Below are 19522 nucleotides of genomic sequence, written 5' to 3' on the forward strand. Positions count from 1 at the left end.
GAACCTCCTCGGGAAAGGGTACGAGAAAATTCCACTTCTGGCGTCAGCTAACCCGTGGGGGGATTACCCCATCAATCCTTTGATGTGCGGGCTTGCATCTTGCCGGGTCCGGGTTGCTTCGGGAAGACATCCGTAGGGCGGAACCCGCGCAGCGGATTCCGCCGCATGTCTTCCGGGTCGCATCGCTCGATCCGCATCCGGCGGAATCGCCTTCGGCGGTTCCGCCCTACGTGACCTCGCCAAGCAGCTCGACCAGCCGCGACTCGCATGGAGACAGATCGTGGCCCCGGCGCTGCGAGGTCATGAACGTGAGCGGGCCGAGGTGCCAGGCGCGGCGCTCGAGTTCGACGAGTTGTCCGTTCGCGAGGTCCTCGCCGACGAGGTGCCGGGGCAGGTGTCCCCAGCCGAGACCGGCCTTGAGGAGATCACGCTTGGCGCCGAGATCGTTGACCAGCCACTGGCGCTTGCCGGCGACGCCCTGCTGGGTCTTCTCCGCGCCGGGCTGGTTGTCCGTCACGACGATCTGGACGTGCCGGCCGAACTCGTCCATGGGGATGGGGTTCGGTGTGGATGCCAGTGGATGGGAGGGTGCACATGCCGTCACCATCTCCGCCTCGCATAGCCAGCGGCGTTCCACGGCGTCCGGGTTCACCTCCGGCACGTTCGCGATCGTGACGGCCAGGGCACACACCCGTTCGAGCACCAGGTGCTCGCCGCCCTGCATGGTCGTGATCCGCAGGTCGATCGCTGCGGTGGGGAACTCCTCCTGCAGCGTCCGCAGGCAGCCGATCAGGTGGGCGCGCGGGAAGTAGGCGTCGATCGCAACCGACACCTGCGGCACCCCGGCCGTGGCGATCGAACTGGCGCGGTTCTTCATTTCTTCCGTGCGTGAAATCACCGCGCGCGCGTCCGGCAGGAGGCTGCGGCCCGCCGCGGTGAGCTGCGCCTTGCGTGTGTTGCGCTCGAACAGTTCGACATCGAAGGCGCCCTCCAGCGCCTTGATCGCGTGGCTGACGGCCGACTGCGCGCGCCTGAGGCTCCGCGCCGCACCGGAGAAGCTTCCCTGGTCGCAGACCGCCACGAACGCACGCAGCTGGTTGATGGTGACGTTGTCGAGCATTGCCATCTAAAAAGTAGATCGTATCAAGCGATGTTTCGCCAATTGTATTGATGTGTCAAGGGCGTCAGATTGGTTGGGCAGCCGGCCCTGATCGGGACCGGCCACACCCAATCCAGGCACTGAAATGGAGAACGACATGAACTACGCAATCATCGGTTTCGGCGCAGTGGGCCAGGCCCTCGCCCGCGCCTTTGCCCGGCAGGACATCGAAGTCGCGGTCGCCAGCCGGCGGCCACCCGAAGCCCTGGCGCCGCAGGCGGAGGCGATCGGGCCCACGGTCATCCCCAAGGCACTGCCGGACGCCATCCAGGCGGACATCATTTTCCTGGCCGTTCCCTTCGAGGAGCATGGCGAGGTCGGCAAGCGCCTGGCGAGCTGGCAGGGCAAGACGATCGTCGACGCGATGAACGGATTCGGCGCCTCCTCCGCGGTCGTCGCCAAGGCCTTCCCGGGCGCCCGGGTGGTGAAGGGCTTCAATCATCTCGTTGCCCGCACCTTGGCCACCGATCCGCGCGTCAAGGGCGGCCGGCGGGTCGTGTTCCTGGCGAGCGACGACGAAGGCGCCGCAGCGCCGGTGGCGGCGCTTGCCGAACAACTTGGCTTCGCGCCCGTCCATCTGGGCAGGTTCGAAGAGGGCGGCGCGCTGGTGCAGGCGCGCGCGGACAAGAGCTGGGGGCCGTTGATCTTCCAGAACCTCTTCAAGCAGGAGGCGTGAGTGATGAACAGACTGACTGGAAAGACCGCCGTGATCACCGGCGGCGCGACCGGCATCGGCCGCGCCGCGGCGAAGCGCTTCATCGAGGAGGGGGCTTTCGTCTTCATCTTCGGCCGCCGGCAGGAAGTGCTTGATGCCGCGGTGGCCGAGCTCGGGCCAAACGCTCGCGCGGTGAAAGGCTCGATCTCCGATCTGGCCGACCTCGACCGGCTTTACGCGGCGGTGAAGGCCGAGCGCGGAACCCTCGACATCGTCTTCGCCAACGCAGGGACAGGAAGCCTGTTGGCGCTCGGCCAGATCACCGCCGAACACATCGACGAAACCTTCGACACCAATGTGAAGGGCACGATCTTCACGGTCCAGAAGGCGCTGCCGCTGATGGGCGAAGGCGGTTCGATCATCCTGACCGGGTCGAGCGCCGGCACCACCGGCGCCCCGGCGTTCGGCGTCTACAGCGCGAGCAAGGCAGCCGTGCGCAACCTCGCGAAGACCTGGGCGGAAGACCTGAAGGGCACCGGCATCCGGGTCAACGTGCTGTCGCCCGGTCCGACGGCGACCGAACTGGCGAAGGCAGCGGTGGGCGAGGAAGGCATGAAGGTGTTCGCCTCGATGAATCCGCTCCAGCGCATGGCCGAACCGGCGGAGGTCGCGGCGGCGGCTGCCTTTCTTGCGTCGCCCGACAGCAGCTTCATGACCGCCAGCGAGGTCGCCGTCGACGGCGGCCTGGCGCAAATCTGACGCGCTGCGCCCGGAAGGGTGCCAGGGATCGGGAACGGGCCAGGTTCACTTCTTGCTGTGCCTTCCAGACACAAGAAGTGAACCGGCACTTCGTAGGGCGGAACCCGCGCAGCGGATTCCGCCGCATGTCTTCCGGATCGCATCGTTCGATCCGCATCCGGCGGAATCGCCTGCGCCGGTTCCGCCTTGCATGCGCAGCCGGCATCCTTCGATGCAGAAATTCTGGTAGCGAGGAACCCGCGTATCCGCCGCATGTTTTCGCGGCATATCCGGTTGGCTCGCAGCCACGATCCATGATTCGCGAATGATGCAGAAAAATCGATGGATGGCAGCAAGAGCGGGGCGTGACATCAGAACGACAGGCCCGAAGTGGACTTTCAAAGAAGTCGACGTTGACCCCCGCGCCGTTGCTCGCACTCCTCTTCGCGGCGTCATCAATCGCCAGTGCCATCGTCATTCGACATGATGATTCGAGGTGTCGGATTCCGGCCTCCGGTTTCCCCATCTCCGAGCAGCCGGGCGGCGACCAGTTCATTCAAGCCAAACCTTCGCGGACTTGCCCAATCCAAACGCCAGGCGGCCAACGGTTCAAAGGGGACTGCAGTCATCTGAAGCGGCCGCGATAGTGCGTGCCGCGCATCGATGGAGATGCGGAATTTTCCGTGACTTCCCACCGACCGCGTGACTGTGGAAGCGGCCATGGCCGCTCCCACTGCAATACCGGGAGTGTCTGGATGGGGGCGCGGTTCAATACTCTCCGCAGGTGGTGAGAAACGCGTGCCGCCCCTGTTTTTTGGCCTGAAAACAGGCAAACCGAGAATTTTTCCCATTCCGAAGGGGGTCGACAGCGCGCGGACTTGTGTAAAACCTTATTGAGGGATTCCCGGCCCGTCGATTCGCTGGCGACCACGACAGTGGCAGCGACGGGGATCGGACGGGAGTGAGGAAGGGCGTTGCGACGCCCGTTCCAGCATCAGTCGCAGGCAACGGGGCGCCGGGGGTGGCGTGCCGACCAAGGGGGAATTCAGCCATGCCGTACGGAGGTTCGCGTGCGTCGGTATTTGAACAGGTTGCAGCGTCGGCCGTGCCGGCGATGTCTCCAGGTCCGTCGCTGCCGGACCTGATCGCAGAGCAGGTCCACAGGACGCCCGAGCGTATCGCGGTGTCGGATGCCGCGGGCGATGACAGCTACGCCGGGCTCTGGAAAGCCAGCGGAAGGATCGCTGCGCACCTGCTCGCGCATGGCGTCGTGCGCGGCGAGATGGTCGGCATCTGCGTGCCGCGGTCGCGCGAGATGGCGGCCGTCGCGCTCGGCGTATTGCGCGCGGGCGCGGCGTACGTGCCGCTCGATGCGGCGTTCCCGGACCGGCGCCTGCGCACGATGCTCGAGCGCGCGCAGATCCGTCGCGTCGTCACGCTGGCGGGGTATGCGCTGCCGGCGGCGATCACCGACCACGAGGCCGCGCTCATCGAGATCGGCGGCGACGTCGCGCCGCAGGACGGCGAATCGCCCGCGCTGCCGGCGGTGCACGGCGACGACCTGGCCTATGTCCTGTTCACCTCGGGCTCGACTGGCGAACCGAAGGGCGTGCGCATCCTGCACCGCAACCTGGTCAATTTCATGCGCTCGATGCGCGACTCGCCCGGTTTCGGCGAGGACGACGTCATTTGCGCGGTGACCACGTGGTCGTTCGACATCGCCGCCCTCGAGCTCTACCTGCCGCTGATGGCGGGCGGCCGCGTGCACGTCGCCAGCGAAGCCGAGCTCGGCGATCCCGACGCCACGATGTCGCTGGTGCAGCGCAGCGGCGTCACCGTGCTGCAGACCACGCCGACGCTGTTGCGCCTGCTGCACGACGAAGGGCGCGCCGCGCGCCTGGCCGGGCTCAAGCTGCTGGTGGGCGGTGAAGCGATGCCGCGCGACCTGGCCAACGAGGCCGTGCGCCACTGCAGCGAACTGTGGAACATGTACGGTCCCACGGAAACCACGATCTGGTCGACGATCGAACGCGTCCAGCCCGGTGACGGCCCCGTGCCGCTGGGGCGGCCGATCGACAACACGCGCATCCATCTGCTCGACAAGGACGGCCACCCGGTGGCGGATGGCGAGCGGGGTGAAATCTGGATCGGCGGCGATGGTGTCGCCGACGGCTACCTGCATCGCCCCGACCTGACGGCCGAGCGCTTCTGCCTCGACCCGTTCGCCGGAGACGGCAGCCGCATGTACCGCACCGGCGACATCGGCAGCCTGCGCGACGGCGTGCTGCATTTCCACGGCCGCGCCGACGACCAGGTCAAGCTGCGCGGCTATCGCATCGAACTGGGCGACATCGAAGCCGCCGCGCTCGAGGATGCCCGCGTGCGCGATGCCGCCGCCGCGGTGCGCGACTTCGGCAACGGCAGCCAGCGCCTGGTGCTCTACGTGGTGCCGCGCGAAGGCGGTGGCGACCCGGTCGAACAGCTTCGCGAGCATCTGCGCGAGGCGCTGCCGGCCTACATGCGCCCCAACCACATCGTGGTGCTGGACGCGCTGCCCACCACCCCGAACGGCAAGACCGACCGCAAGGCGCTGCCGATGCCTGCCGACCGCGGCGCGCATGCGGCCCCGGCCGCGGAGCAGCCGGGCGACGCCCGGATCGCCTACCTCGCCGCGCTGTGGTGCGAACTGCTCGGCCTCGACGAGGCGCGCGCCGACGACAATTTCTTCGACCTGGGCGGGGACTCGCTGCTGGCGATCAACATGATCGCGCGTGTCGAACGCGACACCGGCAAACGGCTCAACGTGCTCGCGATTGCGACGGACCCGCTCGGCATCCTCGCGGACATGCTGCCGGGCGAGGGCGTGGCGAAGCGGCGTGGCTGGATGGCGCGCCTGCGCGGCCTGTTCGGTAGTTGACCGCGCAGGCCGCGGCGTCGTACCCGACGCGCCATCGCATCGTCGCGCCTAGGTCACCTTCTTGAAAATCGTCACGCCCAGCAGGAACAGCACGATGGCGATGATGATCGCGGCGAAGAACAGGAACTTGGCGATGCCCATCGCGGCGCCGCCGATGCCGCCGAAGCCGAGCGCACCGGCGATGAGGCCGATGACGGCGAAGATGATGGCCCACTTGATCATGGTGGTTCTCCGGCAGGAAGACGTCATAACCTAAGGCGCGGCGCGTCCTTTCGGCGTGAGGCCGCCGGTTCTGCGGGCGGGTGCGCGAGGCCGGCCAACGCCGTGCAGTGAGCGAAGCGTACCCGCGATACGGTGCCGACGCTGCCCGTCTTCCTTTCCTCCAGCGAAGCCTTTTCGCAGCGGCTCGGGCAAGCGTATTGACGCCCTGCAGCACGGCGGACTGTGCGCCAGCGCCCAGACCGGCGCGGTCCGCGGCGGTAGGTTCGGGCGTGCCGTCAGGCCCATCGCCGGGGAGGCGATGGACACAGGCCGGGCCTGGTCCCGCGCCGACCACAGGGAGGGGGAACATGCGCATCCGCACCATCGTCCTGGCCGCGTTGCTGGCCACCGCGGCGACACTGGGCAGCGCCCAGGCCGCCACCGGCGTCGCCTTCGTGCACGGCACGAGCAAACATACCGACGCCGCATCCGACTACTGGACCCACGACAACATCAACTCGATCCGGCAGGGACTGCCGGACCCGGCCAACTACGTCGTCATCAACTGCGACTTGACGCAGTACATGTGGCACGACGATGCGGCCGGCTGCGTGGCCGGGCAGCTGCAGTCCTTCATTGCCGCGCGCGACATCACCGACCTGGTGGTCATCACGCACAGCAACGGCGGCAACGTGATGCGCTGGATCATGTCCAACCCGACGTGGGACAGCCGCTACCCGGGGATCATCTCGCGCATCCGCTGGGTCAATGCGCTGGCGCCGTCCTCGGCCGGCACGCCGCTGGCCGACGCGGTGATCGCAGGCAACATGTTCGAGTCCGCGCTGGGCTGGCTGATGGGTTACAAGAACGACGCGGTGCGCATGCAGCAGGTCAGCTGGATGGCAAGCTACAACGCCGACTGGCTCTATGGCACCAGCGGCCGGCCGTCGCTGCCGCGCAGTTTCTACAGCGTGGTCGGCACCGACGTGCGTTCGGCGCCGTTCACCGCGAACGCCAACTGCGGCGGCTACCTGCAGAGCGTGGGGCTGGAGTTCACCCAGAACTGGCTGGCGTCGTGTTCCGACGGGTTCCTCAACTGCAGCAGCCAGTCGGCGGCGGGTTACGTCTGGTTCCAGGACACCCAGCGCACCGAGAAACAGCGGGTGCTCAACCACAACCAGAGCCGGCGCAACTGCTTCGGCCTGGACGTCATCCTGCGCAACGACCTGTGAGGGGCCGACCATGACCAGACAGACCATCACGCTCGCGACCCTCGCCGCCGCCCTTGCACTGGCCGGCGCCGTCCACGCACAGGACGCGACGCTCCTGCCCGCCGCGCGGGGCGATGTCACCCTGCGCGGCCTCGTCACCGACGCACCGGCGACGCCGCCGTCGGTCGAACGCGCGCCGGTGCATTTCGCCTGGGCGCTGCCTGACGACGCCGGCGCCATCACCGCGCCGACGCCGTACGCCGCGGTCAGCCGTGAATACTGGAAGGACGTCGACGGCGCCGCCCTCGCACGCGGGGTGACCATCCACACCACGGCCCCCGGTGCGCTGGTGCTCATCAGCCCGGGTGGCGGCGACAGCCGCGGCGTGGCGCCCGAGGCCCTGCAGGTCCGGCAGGGCGGCCGCGCCGTCGCGGCCCGGGACGCCACCGTCGCCCTCGCGCCGCAGGCGGCGCTGGAAGCCGCCACGGGGGCATCATTCGCGCCCGGGGCGCTGGGCTTCCGGCTGAGTCCCGCGCTGGGCGCCGGCGCGTTCGACCTGCAGGTCGCGGATGCGCGCGGCCGCTACGTCGTCCACGTGCGCGAACCCGACAGTGCGGTCGCGCTGCGCGTGGAGAACCCGGTTTCGGCCTACCGCACGGGAGACCGTGTCAGCCTGCAGGCGAGCCTGGACAGCGAGACCGGCCACGCCGGACTGCAGGAGATCGGCGGCATGCTCGTTGCGCCGGACGGCCGCGATTTCCCGTTGCGGGCAAACCGCACGCGCAACGGCATCGACCTGGAGGCCATGCTTCCGGAGGACGCTTCGACCGTGCCCGGCCTGTGGGAAGCGCATGTCCTGGCCGCGGGCGATGCCGACGGTGCCGAAGTCCTGCGCGACGCCAAGGTCGCCTTCGAGGTTGCCGCGCCCACCGCGCGCCTGCGCGGCCGGTACATCGCGCGCAGCGATGCCGGCGGCCAGCTGGCGTTCGACCTGCCGGTCGAGGTGGGCAGCCCGGGCCGCTACGAGGTCCGCGCGGTGCTGTACGGCACCGACCGGGCGGGCGCGCTGGCGCCGGTGGCGGTCGGGCATGCGGCCGACTGGCTCGGCCGCGGCGCGGGTGCGCTCACACTGGTGTTCCCGCCCGAGGTGACCCGCGACGCCACCGCGCCCTACGAACTGCGCCAGCTTGGCCTGCACGACCAGGGACGCATGGGGCGACTGGAATACCGGGAGCGCGCGGCCCGCGTCGCAAGCCGGCCGCTGATCGGGCGCTGACGCCACGGCAAGCGGCGCGGTGCCCGTGCGGGTGTCGCGTCGCTCAGGCCGAAGGGTTGTGCAGGAGCGTCCGCAGATTGTTGCCGATGATCTCCGCGAACACCTCTTCGGATCGCCGAAGCGGAATACGGGCAGTCGAGGCGCACCGGTCGCTGCCCGCGGGGCTCAGGCGGGTGGCATGGGCAGCAGGTAGCCGCTGACCAGGCGCGCACCTTCGTCGATGAGGGCTTCCATCGCTGCGCCGGACAGCATCTTCGAGTGGTGCAGCACGGCGTTGTGGGTCAGTGCTTCGATCGTGGTCACGCAGACGAACGAGGCGAGCTCCAGGTCGTCGACGCGGAGCTCGCCGCGATGCTGTTCCAGGTATGTCCTGAACAGCGCGAAGTTCTCGCGGCTGAAGGTTTCCGCATCCCGCAGCTTGCCCACGCGCGGGATCTGCTCGGCGAGCACGCGATGCAGCGCGGGCTCGACGCGGTGCCCCTTCACCGCGACGGCAACCAGCCTGTGCATCGCGGCCTCGACCGGCATGGCCATGAGGTCGGCCAGCCCGCCGCGCACCGTACGCGCGATCCGTTGCTGGTGGCGTTCGATAACGGCGGCGACCAGGGCTTCCTTGCACGGGAAGTACTGGTAGAGCGAGCCGATGCTCACCCCCGCCACCTCCGCGATGCGGTTGGTGCTGGCCTTGTCGAAGCCCTCCCTGACCAGAATGCGAGCAGTTGCCTCGACCAGGGCGTCGACGGTTGCGCGCGAACGTTGCTGGGTGGCGGTCTTGCGCGGTTTCGTGGGTGGCTTGCGTGCCATGCCTGCAGCCTGCCAATGCGAGTATTAAAAGCGAGTGATCACTCATATCCTGACGGCATGCGGATGCGATGCAAACCGCCACGCGCAACGCGCCGCACGGCCCCACGGAGACCACGACATGCACCACACATTGCAACGCCTGTTCCACTACAAGGCCTGGGCCAACGCCGAACTGCTGGACCGGCTGGCCGCGCTGGGCGAGGACTCGCCGATCGTCCCGCTGGCGATCCGGGCACTGAGCCACACCTATATCGTCGACCGCATCTTCGCCGCGCATCTGCGGCGCCAGCCGCACGCATACGACTCGGCGAACGCCAGCGAGATGCCGGCGCTGGCGCAACTGGACGCCGACATGCGTGCCAGCGATCGCGAGTACGTCGACTACGTTGCCACGCTCGACCGCGCGCAGTTGGAAGAGCGCATCGACTTCACATTCACCGACGGCAAACCCGGCAGCATGGCGCGCGAAGAGATGCTCATGCACGTGATCACCCACGGCGTCGGCCACCGCGGGCAGGTCAGCGCCATCATGCTGTTCGACTCGGTTCCGCCGGCGAAGGACGGTTTCACGACCTGGCTGCACGAGGCGGAGGCGCCTGCCCGGCGACGCGCGGCCTGAGGGCGGCGTGCTGTCCGGATCGCGTGCCGCGCCGCAGGGACGCTAGGGCTTTCTCGGATCGCCTGCGAGCCGGTAGATGCGAACGCCCGGGTCCCGGGTGGCGACCGGTTCGATGCGCGCGCCGGCGACACGGATGCCGTCGATGGGTGCCACGGCCCCGGCCACGGCACGCTGGATCTCGGCGTCCATCGACGCGTCCGGTCGCGCCACCGCGTAGGCAAGCACCAGCATGCACAGCGAGGCGAAGGCACCGGCGAGCGGCAGGCGCCAGTCGAAGCCGCGCGCCTGATGTTTGCGCAGCGCTTCGCGCAGCCGGCGTTCGCCGCCCGGCGGCGGTGCCAGCCTGGCCAATGCGGCAGTCGGCATCCGATCGTCTTCCATCAGTGTCCTCCCAGCCATTGTTTCAACCGAAGCACCGCGTGGTGCTTGCGCGAGGCGACGGTGCCCTCCGGCACGCCGAGCGCCTGCGCGATCTCGCGCGTGCCCATGCCGCTGAACTCGGCCATCAGCACCACTTCCAGCATCGCCGCGGGCAGGCGCTGCAGGGCGGCATGCAGGCGCGAATGCTCCGCCATGGCCTGCGGGTCGTCCCCGCCGGCGATGGCATCCAACGCTTCCGGCGGGGGCGTCCAGCCGCGCAGCCGGCGCCAGCGCAACTGGTTGCGCGCCAGGTTGAGCGCGGCCGTCCAGGCCAGCGCGTCGATGCGCGCGGCATCGACGCGGCGCTTGCGCTGCCACAGGCGCAGGTAGGCGTCATGGAGCACGTCCTGGCACTCCTGTGCGTCCCACAGCATGCGATACAGCGCGTTGTAAAGCGGGTGCTCGACACGCCGGTACGACGCGACGAGTTCCGTCTCGTCGATCGGCATGCGTCAGTCTTTGCCCGCGGGCAGCTGCGCCTGGGCGACGACCAGCTCCATGGTGCCGTCCGGTCCGGTGCTGGTGCTCAGGACCAGAAACTGGCCGGGATCCAACAGCGCTTCGGTGCGGACCAGACTTTCCCAGTTGCCGCTTGCCTGCGCCACCTGGATGTTGGCGCTGAGCATCACGCCGGCGGTGGATCGGTTCGCGATGCCGTCGACGAGGAAATTGCCTGCCTGCGAGTTGAAGGACTTGCCGGGCGAGATGAGTACGTCGGTGAATCCCTGCAGCGTGAATCCCTGCAGCCCGAGGCTCTTCGAGGCCTCGTCCAGCGCCGGCTTGAGCGGCGCCAGGCGGGGATCCGGCGCGCCGGTCCCGGAACTGCCTGCCAGTAGCCAGAAGCGCAGGCGCAGTGGCGCCTCGCCGACCGGCCCGGCGTCGGCCTGTTGGCTGGACAGGGTCGCGATCGCCTTGTCGATCGACGCCTGCGTGCTCGACGGGGCCAGCACCACCAGCCGGCCGCCGCTGCTGGTCACCGAGCCGATCTCGTCGACCCTCAGCACCATATCCAGCGCCTGCTGCACCGATTGCAGCTGCGCCGGCGGTACCTCGTAGACCTGCACCGCCTTCGCCTCGCCGTCGGTGGCGGCAGCACCGCCTTCGCGCCCGCAGCCCGCCAGCGCCGCGATCGCGACGAATGCCGTAGCCCAGGTCTTCAGAATCCGCATGCCTGCTCTCCTTCATTGCTCCGGCCGCGTGCGGGCCGCTCCCATCCTTCTACACGCCAGCGGCGGATTCCTTCATCCGGGATTGTGATCCTTCGCGATTCGTCCCGCGGCCCGCGGTAGTGGCGGAAATAACGATAGCGTTCGCCGCAAACCGCGATGTCTCCAGCGCGACGGCCCCCCACCATTTGGCCCCGTGCACGTTGAACCCCGCCCCTGGATCGGTTATCAAACGGGCTCAACTCCGCGGCCAATGGCTTCGGGACGCATTTCTACTTCGACAAGGACGGCACGGTCTACCAGACCGCGAGCCTGCTCAAGCACACCAACCACGTGGGCAAGATCAAGTCCCGCTGCATGGCTGGGGGCACGTGTTCGGCGGGCGAGGCCAAGCTGATCAAAGGGCGGGGTTGGAATCCGACGAAGGTGTACAACCACGAGAAGGTCAAGGCATATCCGGAGAGATATCCAACCAATGAGGACAGCGTCGGGATAGAAGTCGTTGCCATGTACGACGAGAGCACCAAGACCTGGGATGCGCCGACACCGGAGCAGACCGAGTCGATCAAGGTGCTTGTCCGGATTCTGAAGAAAGCCTACAGCCTCCAGGATGCCGATGTTTATGCACACGACACGATTTCCAGAAAGACGGAAGGTGAGGATCAGGGCCTGTATTCTGGCGATTAGCGCCTCGATGGTGATTGGATGCCAATCGAACGCAGTGCGGGATGGCCACGTTGCTTCCATGTCAGGAACCACTGTCGACCCATCGGCGTCCGCGCAGGAAGGCGCGCCCGGAATCTGCCGGTCGTGGGCGATGACGGCAGCGCAGGCAGAGCGATTCTTCCTGCTCAGTGAACGCATCGATGCGCGTCGCTACCACCATGATTTCGACACGGCACCCTGCATGATTTCCGGTGTGCTGGGATCGGATGGGCGAGCCTGGAAATTCAGTATCAATGGCGCAGCAAAGGCGGTCCTGCGTAATGGAAACGATACCCATTACGTCGGCTGTATGGCATCGGAATGCAGCGAGTTGGTGATGTGGGAATACACCCCGCCGGACGTAGACTGAGATTGATGCCAGACAGGAAGGGAATCGCCGTGCGCGGCTTGGCCATCGCGGTGTTGGTTGCCGCGTGCGCTGCTGGATGCATGCCCCCGGATTCCATGGGAAACATACCGGAGCGAGTGCGGATCATTGATGTGGGTGAGCCGCGGTACGGTGGCGAGCCAGGCGATCCGCTGGAGGCGGCGTGCCACGAGTGGCGGCTGTCGGCGCAGCAAGTGGCGGAGTTCTTCCGGCTGGGCCAGCAGTACGAACAGCCGCCGTACGCCGGGTTCTACCAGTTGCCGTGCTCGATTTCCGGGAAGCTCCGCAGTGAAGGTGTGACCTGGGATTTCACGATCGGCGGCGGTGGCACGGCGACCTGGTCGAACGGCGGGCAAGCGCGGCACTTCGGCTGCAGCGTGGAGGCCTGCGAACCGCTGGTGCTGCTGCCCGCGGACGGCATGGATCCGCAGTAGCGGTTCGACGCGCACGGTGACATACGTGCTGCAGACACTGCAGGCGTGGTCCCGGGGTAGAGTGGGCGCACCGTACCGGAGGAGGGGAGTCCTGCCATGCGCCGTGTCCTGGTTGCCCTGCTGCTGTCCGTCTTCGCGCTTGCCGCCGCCGCCGCGGAAACGCCGCAGGCCTCGTCGTCCTGGTTCGACAACGCCGGCCGTAGCGACACCTGGTCGGGCGGCGTGCGGATGATCGCGGTCCACACGCCCGCGGGCGACTTCCGCGTGTGGACCAGGCGCGTGGGCAACAATCCGCGCATCAAGCTGTTGCTGCTGCACGGCGGGCCGGGCGCGACGCACGAATACTTCGAGGCCGCCGACAGCTTCCTGCCCGCGGGTGGCGTCGAGTACTACTATTACGACCAGCTCGGTTCGGCCTACAGCGACCAGCCCGACGATCCCCGCCTGCTCGACGTGGACCGCTTCGTGGACGAGGTGGAGCAGGTGCGCCAGGCGCTGGGCCTGGGGCCGGACAACTTCTACCTGCTCGGCCACTCGTGGGGCGGCATCCTCGCCATCGAGTACGCGCTGCAGCACCAGGACAAGCTCAAGGGCCTGGTGATCTCCAACATGATGTCCAGCATCCCGGCCTACAACCGCTATGCGCGCGAGGTGCTGATGCCGGAGATGGACCCGGATGCGCTGGCCGAGGCCCGGCGCATGGAAGCAGCCGGCGAGCACGACAGCCCGCGCTACGAGGCGCTGCTGATGCCGCACTACGAACGCCACGTGCTGCGTCGCCCCGCGGCCGAATGGCCCGAGCCGGTGCTGCGCTCGTTCGCGAAGATCAACAAGAAGATCTACGTGCCGATGCAGGGGCCGAGCGAGCTGGGCGCCAGCGGGCTGCTGGAACAGTGGGACCGCACCGACGACCTGGCGAAGATCACCGTGCCCACGCTGGTGATCGGCGCGAAGTACGACACCATGGATCCGGCATGGATGGAGATGATGAGCCGCAAGCTGCCGCACGGCCGGTACCTGTCCCTGCCGCAGGGCAGCCACATGGCGATGTACGACGACCAGGAGGCGTACTTCGCCGGGTTGCTCGAGTTCCTGCATGCGGCGGACGGCGACGCGGCGCGCGATGGGGCGCCGGCGGCGGACTGAGCGGTTGACGCGCCCGGCGCGCGGGAGGAGGCTGGCCTTCCATCCCGACGGAGCACTGCCATGGGCGACCACGTCTACAAGTCGACCGAGCTGACCGGTTCCTCGAAGGAGAGCGTCGACGACGCCGTGCGCACCGCCATCGAGCGCGCGTCCAAGACCCTGCGCGACATCCGCTGGTTCGAGGTCACCGACGTGCGCGGCCACGTCAGGGACGGCAAGGTCGCGCACTGGCAGGTGACGGTGAAGGTGGGATTCACGCTCGACGACTGAGGGTGCGCGTCCGGCTACACTCCGGCTCACCATGATCCGGAGCCTTCCCATGCGCCTGCTGCTGCCCGTGCTGCTGCTGTCGATCGCCGGCCTCGCCCAGGCGGGCGACGCCGCGACCTACGGTGATCCCATTCCCGCCGCCGGCGCGGCGGTGCCGATCTCCGCCGCGGCGGCGGACATCGACGCCCACGCCGGCCAGCCGCGCCGCTACAGCGGCCGCATCACCGAGGTCTGCCAGAAGGAAGGCTGCTGGATGATGCTGGAGAACGACGGGCAGGCCGCGCGCGTGCTGATGCGCGACCACGCCTTCTTCGTGCCGAAGGACGCCAGCGGGCAGGCCGAGGTCTACGGCGTGCTGTCGGTGAAGGAACTCTCGCCGGAAGCGGCGAAGCACCTGGCCGAGGACGCCGGCGACGGCGCCCTGCCGCCGACGCGCGAGCTGCGCATCGAGGCCACGGGCGTGCGGATCGAGGGCTGACCGCGCAGGCCGGCCGCTGCGTTGCGGCCGAGGCACGTCATCCGTGCGTCGGCTGCCGGGCGCGGGCGGCGATCAGAACGGGATCATCATCCCGGACGGCTGCAGCGTGACCGGCGCTTCGGCGCTGCCGTTGCCGGCGTAGGCCGTCAGGCCGGCCGCGATCAGCGCGGCGACCGTGACGGAGATGAGGAGCATGCGGCGGGAGACTTTCATCGGAGGACTCCTGGACTCTGGGGTACGCGTGGTTTCCTGATGCGCACAGTCTCCGCCGGCCGCATCGCGCCGGCCCTGACGTGGATCAAGCCCGCACGCGATCCGTGCCGCCGCGGCGCGGCGCCGGCTTCACCTCCCCTGTCCATGCCAGGGGCTAGCCTCGGGCGTCCCGCGCACGGAGACACGTGATGGCCATCTGCGATACCTGCGGCAACGACTACGACAAGGCCTTCGAGGTCGTGATGGGCGAGCGGCGCGGCACCTTCGATTCCTTCGAATGCGCGATCCAGGCGATGGCGCCGGCCTGCGCGCACTGCGGATGCCGGGTCATCGGCCACGGCGCCGAGGCCGACGGCACCATGTACTGCTGCGCGCATTGCGCGAGGAAGGCCGGCGTGCAGGGCGTCGACGACCGCGCATGAACCACGGGGCCGCCGGCGTTGGCCGGCGGCCCCGCGTCCTGCCGTCGCGCGGTCAGAAGTCGAACCGCGCCTGCAGCTGGGCCAGGTCCAGGTCCGCGTCCTCGACTTCGAAGCGGCTGTACTCGGCACGAAGCGCGAACGCGTCGGTGAAGCTGTACTGCAGGCCGACGCCGTAGGTCGGATCGGTGCCGCTGTCGTCACCGGTGCCGGCCAGGCCGGGAATGGCCGTGTCCAGGTCCCAGCGCTGGAAGCCGGCCTTCGCGTAGCCGGAGAACTTTTCGGTGAACGGCAGCGTTCCGACGGCGGTGAGATAGACCGAGCTGGCTTCCAGCGAGGTGCCCGCGACGTCGGGCTTGAGCTTGCCGAAATCCGCATAGCCGGCCTCCAGGCCGAACCAGCGGTTGAACTGGTAGCCGCCGAAGACCGAAAACGCGGTGTCTTCGTCGTCGTAGGCGTGCTCGTCGATCTGGGACTGGCCGGCGCCGGCACCGGCATAGAAACCGGTGTCCTGCGCGGCCTGCGCACCGAAGGCGGTGGCACCGGCGAGGACGGCGAACAGGGCGCGGGACAGGATCTTGTGCTTGCTCATCTTGATTGGACTCCTGCAGCGGAGATCGCACGCGGGGGAGGGAGGCGGTCTCCGTGCGACGGGCCCCGGCGGGATGCCTGGACGGCCGTCGCTGCAGGAAGAAGATGGGCGCGCAAGCGCAACGCAGAAGTGCGGAATCAGGGATGGATTGTCCCAGATGGAGTTCGCGCCACCGGCGGCGATGACTTCAGCGAAACCCGCACCGGGCTGGTGAAGCCGGGGAAGCGTCGTTCGATCTCGGCCCCCGAAGCCTGCACGGCGAGGATGGCGTGGCACATGTCGGTGGCCGCCTGCGGGAACGCGCTGCGATGCAGGAAGGCCCTGGCCACCTTCGCCATCGAGCCGGCGTTGTCCAGGAAGCCGCGCAGGTCGTCGTGGTACGCGTGCACGGCGTCGTCGCGGAAGACCTGGCCGCCGGACTCGATGCGGTCGGGCGTGACGACGATGGCGTCGTCGCCATCCTCGAAGCGCAACGCGTCGGCAGCGACGTCCACGTCGTAGGGCAGGTCGACGTCGGCGATGCGGCTGCAGCCGGCATCCGTCCCTTCGGCGGCCAGGCAGGGTGCGGCCAGCGTGGACAGCACGAGGGCGGCAACGATGAGGGGACGCTTGTCCATGGCGGTGCTCCGCTGTGGTGGGTGTGGTGATTGCAATCGATCGGGTGGCCCTGGTCGCGTGTGATCGGTTGCCCAACCATTGGCCTGGTGCACCGTGTGCGTGCACACTTGCGCACCGGCCCGGCGCGCGGATGTGCATGTGCTCGTCACCATGCCCCGGACCGCGGCGGGCCGCATGGCGGGTTGCCGCGCCCCGGCGCGCCGGGGATCAACCGCCGGCCCGCTCGATTCCCCCCATGGAGCCCTGCATGCCCGTAGTCCTGATGGTCCTGTTGTTCCTGCTGGCGGTCGTCGTCAGCGGCTTCGTCGCTCGCCTGCTGCCGCTGAAGGTGCCGTTGCCGCTGCTGCAGATCGCGCTCGGCGCAGGGCTGTCGTGGATCGGCTTCGACGTGGCGTTCGACCCGCACCTGTTCCTGCTGCTGTTCATCCCGCCGCTGCTGTTCCTCGACGGCTGGCGCATCCCCAAGGGCGCGTTCTTCCGCGACTGGAAGCCGATCCTGGCGCTGGCGATCGGCCTGGTGGTGCTGACCGTGGTCGGCATGGGCTGGTTCGTATACTGGCTGGTGCCGGCGGTGCCGCTGGCGGTGGCGTTCGCGCTGGCGGCGATCCTGTCGCCGACCGATCCGGTCGCGGTCGCGGCGATGACGCACAACTCGCCGCTGCCGCCGCGGCTGATGCACATCCTCGAAGGCGAGTCGCTGCTCAACGACGCCACCGGCCTGGTCTGCTTCAGCTTCGCCGTGACCGCGGCGCTGACCGGCACGTTCTCGCTGGCCGAGGCGTCGACCAGCTTCCTGCTGGTGGCCGGCGGCGGCGTGGTCGTCGGCATGGCGGTGACCTGGATCATCGGCCGCCTCAACCGGATGCTGGTGCGGCGCGCCGGCGAGGACCCGGGCATCCAGATCCTGGTCAGCCTGCTGATCCCGTTTGCCGCCTACCTGTCGGCCGAGCACATCCACGTCTCGGGCATCCTCGCCGCGGTGGTGGCCGGCATCGCGATGCACTACGGCGAACTGTCCGGGCGGCCGCAGGCGTCCACGCGCATGCAGCGCAACGCGGTCTGGGACACGGTGCAGACCGCGCTCAACGGCATCATTTTCGTGCTGCTGGGCGAACAGCTGCCGCGGATGCTGCGCAGCCTGCCGGAAACCGCCTCCGCCAGCGGCGGCGGCAACGATGTCTGGCACCTGCTCGGCTACGTGGCCGTGATCACCCTGGCGCTGGGCGCGATGCGTTTCGCCTGGGTGTGGGTGGCGGTGCGGCTGACCGTGTTCCGCGCGGCCTGGCGCGGCGAGCAGACCCGGATGCCGCAGACGCGGCTGCTGGCGATCATCGCCACCGCCGGCGTGCGCGGCGCGATCACCCTGGCCGGCGTGCTCACGCTGCCGCTGCTGATGCCGGACGGTAACCTGTTCCCGGCGCGCGAGGTGGTGATCATCATCGCGATGGGCGTGATCCTGCTGTCGCTGGTGATCGCCAGCATCGGCCTGCCGCTGCTCACGCGCGGACTCACCGAAAGCCTGCCCGAGCCCGAACGCAAGGACACCGAGGCCAACGCGCGCGTGGCCGCTTCCGAAGCCGCGATCCGGCGCATCGAGAAGGTGCTGACCGAGCCGCTCGCCGACGAACGCGCCGAGGACGCGCGCGCCGAAGCCGGGGTGCACCTGCTCGACGTCTACCGCCGCCACCTGGACTACGGCGACATGAGCGGCGAGAACGCCGAGGACATGCAGCGCCGCGACGAGGCCGAGCGCCGCCTGCGCCTGGTCGCGCTCGACGCCGAACGCGACGAGCTGTACCGCCTGCGCCGCGCGTTCGCGATCGACGACATCGTGCACCAGAAGCTGGTGCGCGAGATCGACCTGATGGAGGCGAGCCTGATCGGCAAGCTCAAGCACTGAAGACGCGGCGCGCGATCATCGCGCCGCCGATGGTGTGACCTCCGGCCTTGCGGACGCGGCGCGGCATTCGCACACTGCCCCGGGCGCGCAATGCCGCGCCATGCGTGCATCCGTTGCAGAGGTGATCTCCATGTCCGTTTCCCCGTCCGCCGCCGCGAAGCGGCCCCGCCGCCTGTTGCGCTGGCTGCTCGCCGCGGCGTTCATGCTGCCTGCCTGGGCCAATGCCGGCGTCGGCGTCGCCGCGATCGAGGTCACCGATCCGGTCGGGGGCGGGGCGATGCCCGGCTTCGTGTTCTATCCGGCCGCGACGTCGACGTCACCGGCGAAGATCGGTCCGTACGAAGTCGCGGCCGCGTTCGACGCGCCCGCGCAGCCGGGCGCCAGGCCGCTGGTGGTGATCTCGCACGGGCACGGCGGTTCGAACCTCGGCCACCACGACCTGGCGACCTACCTGGCCGGCCACGGCTTCGTGGTCGCCACCTTCGAGCACCCCAAGGACAACTTCCGCGACACCAGCGGCAACGGCAAGGCCGAGGTCATGGCCGGGCGCGCGCTGCAGGTGGCCGCGACGACCAGTGCGTTGCTCGACGCGCCGGACTGGAAGGCATTGATCGATGCCGACCGCATCGGCGTGGCGGGATTCTCTGCCGGCGGCTACACCAGCCTGCTGGTGGTGGGCGCCGCGCCGCGCTTCGACCGATTCATCGGCTACTGCGAACGGCATCCGGACGACGGGGACATCTGCGGGCAGGTGCGGCAGCTCGGCGACGGGGTCGTGGACGCGCTGGCTTCGCTGCAGGCGGACTTCGCACGCCTTGGCCCCGTCGCCGACCCGCGGGTCAAGGCCGCGTTCGTGATGGCGCCGCAGGCGATTCCATTCGACGAGGCAGGCCTGGCGGGAATCGATCGCCCGGTGTTCCTCTATTACGGCGAGCGTGACCGTGTACTGCGGCCGGACGAGAACGCACTGCGCATCGCGCCGCTGCTGCGCACGCTGGACCGCAGCGTGGCGGTGCCCGATGCGGACCATTGGGTCTTCCTGGCGCCGTGTTCGGAGGCGCTGGCCCGCGAGGCGGTGGAAATCTGCAGCGACCCGGCTGGCGTCGATCGGGCGCAGGTACACGAGCAGGTCAATGCCGACGCGCTGGCGTTCTTCCGCAAGGCGCTGGGCGTGTCGGTCGAGTAAGCGCGCC

General features: G+C 68.8%; 24 protein-coding genes. 15 read left to right on the top strand and 9 right to left on the bottom strand.

Annotated features, from left to right (window positions below; all coding sequences use genetic code 11):
* Positions 1 to 226: 226 nt before the first annotated feature.
* Positions 227 to 1120: a LysR family transcriptional regulator gene (locus ABD679_RS02055; RefSeq protein WP_344758283.1), complete on the bottom strand. Its 894-nt coding sequence runs from the start codon at positions 1118 to 1120 to the stop codon at positions 227 to 229.
* A gap of 136 nt (positions 1121 to 1256) precedes the next feature.
* Here ABD679_RS02055 and ABD679_RS02060 point away from each other — a divergent pair, with 136 nt between their 5' ends.
* From ABD679_RS02060 to ABD679_RS02070, 3 genes are all read left to right on the top strand, one after another.
* Complete coding sequence (locus ABD679_RS02060) at positions 1257 to 1835, top strand: NADPH-dependent F420 reductase (protein WP_344758284.1); 579 nt, start codon at positions 1257 to 1259, stop codon at positions 1833 to 1835.
* Positions 1836 to 1838: 3 nt separating this feature from the next.
* A complete protein-coding gene (locus tag ABD679_RS02065) occupies positions 1839 to 2573 on the top strand; it encodes an SDR family NAD(P)-dependent oxidoreductase (RefSeq protein ID WP_344758285.1) in 735 nt (244 codons plus the stop codon).
* 1093 nt (positions 2574 to 3666) lie between these two features.
* Positions 3667 to 5469, top strand: coding sequence for a non-ribosomal peptide synthetase (locus ABD679_RS02070; RefSeq protein ID WP_344758286.1), 1803 nt, complete (start codon positions 3667 to 3669; stop codon positions 5467 to 5469).
* Between the two features lie 48 nt (positions 5470 to 5517).
* Here the strand turns inward: ABD679_RS02070 and ABD679_RS02075 are convergent, their stop codons facing one another.
* Positions 5518 to 5691, bottom strand: a complete 174-nt coding sequence (locus ABD679_RS02075; protein ID WP_344758287.1) for a DUF1328 family protein — start codon at positions 5689 to 5691, stop codon at positions 5518 to 5520.
* A gap of 347 nt (positions 5692 to 6038) precedes the next feature.
* On the opposite strand from ABD679_RS02075, the gene ABD679_RS02080 reads away from it, so the two are divergent.
* Positions 6039 to 6902, top strand: a complete 864-nt coding sequence (locus ABD679_RS02080) for a hypothetical protein (protein WP_344758288.1) — start codon at positions 6039 to 6041, stop codon at positions 6900 to 6902.
* Between the two features lie 10 nt (positions 6903 to 6912).
* Positions 6913 to 8157 carry a DUF4785 domain-containing protein gene (locus ABD679_RS02085; protein ID WP_344758289.1) on the top strand — a complete coding sequence of 415 codons (1245 nt, stop codon included), beginning with the start codon at positions 6913 to 6915 and terminating at the stop codon, positions 8155 to 8157.
* 165 nt (positions 8158 to 8322) lie between these two features.
* On the opposite strand, the gene ABD679_RS02090 is transcribed toward ABD679_RS02085, so the two are convergent.
* Positions 8323 to 8961: a TetR/AcrR family transcriptional regulator gene (locus tag ABD679_RS02090; protein WP_344758290.1), complete on the bottom strand. Its 639-nt coding sequence runs from the start codon at positions 8959 to 8961 to the stop codon at positions 8323 to 8325.
* Between the two features lie 118 nt (positions 8962 to 9079).
* On the opposite strand from ABD679_RS02090, the gene ABD679_RS02095 reads away from it, so the two are divergent.
* On the top strand, positions 9080 to 9580 hold the full coding sequence (locus ABD679_RS02095; RefSeq protein WP_344758291.1) for a DinB family protein: 501 nt from the start codon (positions 9080 to 9082) through the stop codon (positions 9578 to 9580).
* A 42-nt stretch (positions 9581 to 9622) separates the two neighbouring features.
* Here the strand turns inward: ABD679_RS02095 and ABD679_RS02100 are convergent, their stop codons facing one another.
* The 3 genes from ABD679_RS02100 to ABD679_RS02110 are packed head-to-tail and all read right to left on the bottom strand — an operon-like array spanning position 9623 to position 11169.
* A complete protein-coding gene (locus tag ABD679_RS02100) occupies positions 9623 to 9961 on the bottom strand; it encodes a hypothetical protein (protein ID WP_344758292.1) in 339 nt (112 codons plus the stop codon).
* Positions 9961 to 10449: an RNA polymerase sigma factor gene (locus ABD679_RS02105; RefSeq protein WP_344758293.1), complete on the bottom strand. Its 489-nt coding sequence runs from the start codon at positions 10447 to 10449 to the stop codon at positions 9961 to 9963. Before ABD679_RS02105 ends, ABD679_RS02100 begins: the two co-directional genes overlap by 1 nt.
* Before the next feature lie 3 nt (positions 10450 to 10452).
* Positions 10453 to 11169, bottom strand: coding sequence for a hypothetical protein (locus ABD679_RS02110; RefSeq protein ID WP_344758295.1), 717 nt, complete (start codon positions 11167 to 11169; stop codon positions 10453 to 10455).
* A gap of 213 nt (positions 11170 to 11382) precedes the next feature.
* Between ABD679_RS02110 and ABD679_RS02115 the strand changes: the two genes are divergently transcribed.
* The 6 genes from ABD679_RS02115 (at position 11383) to ABD679_RS02140 (ending at position 14587) form a co-directional block, all read left to right on the top strand.
* Complete coding sequence (locus tag ABD679_RS02115) at positions 11383 to 11853, top strand: peptidoglycan recognition protein family protein (RefSeq protein ID WP_344758674.1); 471 nt, start codon at positions 11383 to 11385, stop codon at positions 11851 to 11853.
* Between the two features lie 58 nt (positions 11854 to 11911).
* On the top strand, positions 11912 to 12241 hold the full coding sequence (locus tag ABD679_RS02120; RefSeq protein ID WP_344758297.1) for a hypothetical protein: 330 nt from the start codon (positions 11912 to 11914) through the stop codon (positions 12239 to 12241).
* 5 nt (positions 12242 to 12246) lie between these two features.
* Positions 12247 to 12693, top strand: coding sequence for a hypothetical protein (locus ABD679_RS02125; protein WP_344758298.1), 447 nt, complete (start codon positions 12247 to 12249; stop codon positions 12691 to 12693).
* A 96-nt stretch (positions 12694 to 12789) separates the two neighbouring features.
* Entirely contained in the window at positions 12790 to 13839 is a 1050-nt protein-coding gene (locus tag ABD679_RS02130; protein ID WP_344758299.1) for a proline iminopeptidase-family hydrolase, read from the top strand.
* Positions 13840 to 13899: 60 nt separating this feature from the next.
* Positions 13900 to 14109 carry a dodecin gene (locus ABD679_RS02135; protein WP_344758300.1) on the top strand — a complete coding sequence of 70 codons (210 nt, stop codon included), beginning with the start codon at positions 13900 to 13902 and terminating at the stop codon, positions 14107 to 14109.
* A 49-nt stretch (positions 14110 to 14158) separates the two neighbouring features.
* Positions 14159 to 14587 carry a DUF4920 domain-containing protein gene (locus tag ABD679_RS02140; RefSeq protein WP_344758301.1) on the top strand — a complete coding sequence of 143 codons (429 nt, stop codon included), beginning with the start codon at positions 14159 to 14161 and terminating at the stop codon, positions 14585 to 14587.
* A gap of 72 nt (positions 14588 to 14659) precedes the next feature.
* Here the strand turns inward: ABD679_RS02140 and ABD679_RS02145 are convergent, their stop codons facing one another.
* Positions 14660 to 14800: a hypothetical protein gene (locus ABD679_RS02145; RefSeq protein ID WP_344758302.1), complete on the bottom strand. Its 141-nt coding sequence runs from the start codon at positions 14798 to 14800 to the stop codon at positions 14660 to 14662.
* 188 nt (positions 14801 to 14988) lie between these two features.
* Here ABD679_RS02145 and ABD679_RS02150 point away from each other — a divergent pair, with 188 nt between their 5' ends.
* On the top strand, positions 14989 to 15222 hold the full coding sequence (locus tag ABD679_RS02150) for a hypothetical protein (RefSeq protein WP_344758303.1): 234 nt from the start codon (positions 14989 to 14991) through the stop codon (positions 15220 to 15222).
* A gap of 52 nt (positions 15223 to 15274) precedes the next feature.
* Here ABD679_RS02150 and ABD679_RS02155 read toward each other — a convergent pair whose 3' ends face one another.
* Positions 15275 to 15811, bottom strand: coding sequence for an outer membrane beta-barrel protein (locus ABD679_RS02155; protein ID WP_344758304.1), 537 nt, complete (start codon positions 15809 to 15811; stop codon positions 15275 to 15277).
* Between the two features lie 137 nt (positions 15812 to 15948).
* Positions 15949 to 16428, bottom strand: a complete 480-nt coding sequence (locus ABD679_RS02160) for a hypothetical protein (protein ID WP_344758305.1) — start codon at positions 16426 to 16428, stop codon at positions 15949 to 15951.
* A 248-nt stretch (positions 16429 to 16676) separates the two neighbouring features.
* Between ABD679_RS02160 and ABD679_RS02165 the strand changes: the two genes are divergently transcribed.
* Complete coding sequence (locus ABD679_RS02165; RefSeq protein WP_344758306.1) at positions 16677 to 18329, top strand: Na+/H+ antiporter; 1653 nt, start codon at positions 16677 to 16679, stop codon at positions 18327 to 18329.
* 130 nt (positions 18330 to 18459) lie between these two features.
* The gene (locus ABD679_RS02170) at positions 18460 to 19515 is read left to right on the top strand and encodes an alpha/beta hydrolase family protein (protein WP_344758307.1); all 1056 of its coding nucleotides are present in this window, start codon (positions 18460 to 18462) and stop codon (positions 19513 to 19515) included.
* The last annotated feature ends 7 nt before the right edge of the window (positions 19516 to 19522 follow it).

The sequence above is a fragment of the Luteimonas lutimaris genome (assembly GCF_039537065.1).
In the GTDB taxonomy this organism is placed as follows: Bacteria; Pseudomonadota; Gammaproteobacteria; order Xanthomonadales; family Xanthomonadaceae; genus Luteimonas; species Luteimonas lutimaris.